Origin of the sequence: Kytococcus sp. HMSC28H12 (assembly GCF_001816045.1) — a bacterium.
Lineage (GTDB): Bacteria > Actinomycetota > Actinomycetes > Actinomycetales > Dermatophilaceae > Kytococcus > Kytococcus schroeteri.
Genome location: NZ_KV824611.1, coordinates 1 through 2373, shown reverse-complemented (window position 1 = coordinate 2373; position 2373 = coordinate 1). Strand labels below are relative to the sequence as shown.

4 protein-coding genes are annotated in these 2373 nt (G+C 76.4%); 3 read left to right on the top strand and 1 reads right to left on the bottom strand.

Annotated elements, in window-relative coordinates; all coding sequences use genetic code 11:
* On the bottom strand, nucleotides 1-312 hold a 312-nt coding region (locus HMPREF3099_RS09655; RefSeq protein ID WP_202816745.1), incomplete at its 3' end, for a hypothetical protein.
* A 111-nt stretch (nucleotides 313-423) separates the two neighbouring features.
* On the opposite strand from HMPREF3099_RS09655, the gene HMPREF3099_RS09650 reads away from it, so the two are divergent.
* The 3 genes from HMPREF3099_RS09650 to HMPREF3099_RS09640 all read left to right on the top strand — a co-directional run.
* Nucleotides 424-1086: a biotin transporter BioY gene (locus tag HMPREF3099_RS09650; RefSeq protein WP_237769820.1), complete on the top strand. Its 663-nt coding sequence runs from the start codon at nucleotides 424-426 to the stop codon at nucleotides 1084-1086.
* A 5-nt stretch (nucleotides 1087-1091) separates the two neighbouring features.
* Nucleotides 1092-1781 carry an energy-coupling factor ABC transporter ATP-binding protein gene (locus tag HMPREF3099_RS09645; protein WP_202816744.1) on the top strand — a complete coding sequence of 230 codons (690 nt, stop codon included), beginning with the start codon at nucleotides 1092-1094 and terminating at the stop codon, nucleotides 1779-1781.
* Nucleotides 1778-2373: energy-coupling factor transporter transmembrane component T family protein (locus HMPREF3099_RS09640; RefSeq protein ID WP_070705763.1), on the top strand; the 596-nt coding region annotated here is incomplete at its 3' end. The genes HMPREF3099_RS09645 and HMPREF3099_RS09640, both read left to right, overlap by 4 nt.

Below are 2373 nucleotides of genomic sequence, written 5' to 3'. Positions count from 1 at the left end.
CGAGACCACCGCGGCCACGACGGGCAGCCAGAGCACGGAGCGCCAGGAGCGCAGCTCGCGGACCGCGGTGCGGCGCACGGCGAACCAGGCCAGCAGGGCGCAGGCCACGAGCAGGGCCGTGGGGCCACCCGCCACGGAGGACGTCCACGCCGCCACCGTGAGCAGCACCGGGGCCAGCGCCGGGAGGGCCGTACGCACCCGACGGGCGGACACGCCGCGGCCTCCGGGGGTGGGCCCGGGCTCCGGCGCGATGCGGCGGGTCGTCGCGGGGGTCGTCCCGGCCTCGGGAGCGGGTGCGGGGGAGGTGGCCATGATGGGGCAACGGTACTGGGGCGGGGCGACGGCCGGGGTCCCGGGCGCGGGGGCCGGGGACCGCCTGTGCGTGATGGAATGTCGCCCGCACACACGCTGACGGGAGACCCCATGAACACCCAGGCCGACATGCTGCTGCCCGACGAGGCGCTGCACGGGAACGCCCCCCACGACCGTGACGGCCGCGACGACGAGCGCGGCGAGTCCACCGTGCGCACCGGGGCGCAGGTGGCGGTGTTCGCCGCCCTCATCGCGGCGCTGGCGGTGGTGCCGGGGCTGATGCTCTTCGGGGGGCAGGTGCCGGTGACCCTGCAGACCCTCGGCGTGACGCTGACGGCGCTGGCGCTCGGCCCCTGGGCCGGCGCTGCCGCGGTGCTGGTGTATCTGGCGCTCATCGCCATCGGACTGCCCGTGGCCAGCGGGGGTGCGGGCGGCCTGGGGGTGCTCACCGGCCCGACCGGCGGGTACCTCGTGGGCTTCGTGCTGGGCGCCGTGGTGATCGGCCTGCTCTCCCGCGTGGCCCTGCGCCGCGGCGGCCGGATGGTGGGGCTGTGGCTGTTCGTGGCCGGCCTGGCCGGGGTGCCGCTGAACTACGCCGTGGGCGTGCCGTGGCTCAAGCTGGCCACCGGCATGCCGTGGGACAAGGCCTGGCAGCTGGGTGCCGCGGTGTTCGTGCCCGGCGACCTGCTCAAGGCCGCCCTGGCCGCCGTGGTGGTCGCCGCCGTGGCGCGTGCCCTGCCCGGCTCGCTGCCGGCCGACCCGGCGCGCCGCTGACACCCGTGGCCCCCGGCGGCGGCATCCGGTTCGAGGGGGTGACCCTCGACCGTCAGGGCCGTCGGGCGCTGGACGGCGTCTCGCTGGAGCTCACCGAGCACCGCGTCGCCCTCATCGGGGCCAATGGGTCGGGCAAGAGCACCCTGGCACGCTGCGTCATCGGGCTGGAGCGGCCCACCACCGGGCGGGTGGAGGTCAACGGCCTCGACGTGCGCCGCCACGCCCGCCGGGTGCGCCGCGAGGTGGGCTTCCTCTTCAGCGACCCCGACCACCAGGTGGTCATGCCCACGGTGCGCGAGGACCTGGAGTTCTCCGCGCGGCGCCGCGGGTGGTCGGCGCAGCAGCGGGCCGATGCGGTGGACGCCGCCCTGGTGCGCGCCGGGCTCGAGGGGCACGCCGACCACCCCTGCCACCTGCTCTCCGGCGGGCAGAAGCAGCTGCTCGCGCTGTCCGCCGTGCTCATGGCCGGCCCGAGTGTGCTGGTGGCCGACGAGCCCACCACGCTGCTCGACCTGCGCAACCGCCGCCGCATCGGTGCCGAGCTCATGGCCCTGCCGCAGCAGGTGGTCATGGTGACCCACCACCTGGACCTACTGGAGGGCTTCGACCGCGTCGTCGTGCTCGACGAGGGGCGCGTGGTCTGCGATGACCGGCCCGAGGCGGCCATCGCCTTCTACGAGCGGCTCATGGCGTGAGCATCGGCATCGCGGTGCCGGGGGACTCCTGGCTGCACCGCCTGCCCGCGGCGTGGAAGCTCGGCGGGCTGGCCGTGGCCACGGTGGGCATGTACGTCATCGGCACGTGGCCCCTGGCGATGGCGGCGCTCGCCGTGGCCGTGCTGGTACTGGCCAGCGCGCGGCTGCCGTGGAGCGCCCTGCGCGGCCCGATGCGGGCGGTGGTCGTGCTGCTGGTGGTGCTCGGCCTGGTGCAGTGGTGGCTCGTGGACGGCGTGACCGCCCTGCGGGCCGTGGGCCGGGTGGGGGCGGCCGTGCTGCTGGCCTGGGCGGTCTCGCTCACCACGCCCGTGGCCCAGGTGCTCGCCGTGCTGGAGCGCGCCCTGCGGCCGCTGCGCCGGCTGGGGGTCGACACCGACCACTGGGCGCTGGTGCTCTCGCTGGCCGTGCGGTCGGTGCCGCTCATGGTCGATGCGGCGCAGCAGGCCAACGAGGCCCGCATCGCCCGGGGGCGTCCGCTCTCGGTGCGGAGCTTCGCCATCCCGGTGGTGGTGCGGGCCGTGCGGGCCTCGGAGATGCTCGCCGACGCCCTGCTGGCCCGCGGCTACGAGCC

Bases quoted from the DNA above. Each gene is read 5' to 3' on its own strand.
- HMPREF3099_RS09650 (WP_237769820.1), top strand. From the start codon at position 424: ATGAACACCCAGGCCGACATGCTGCTGCCCGACGAGGCGCTGCACGGG.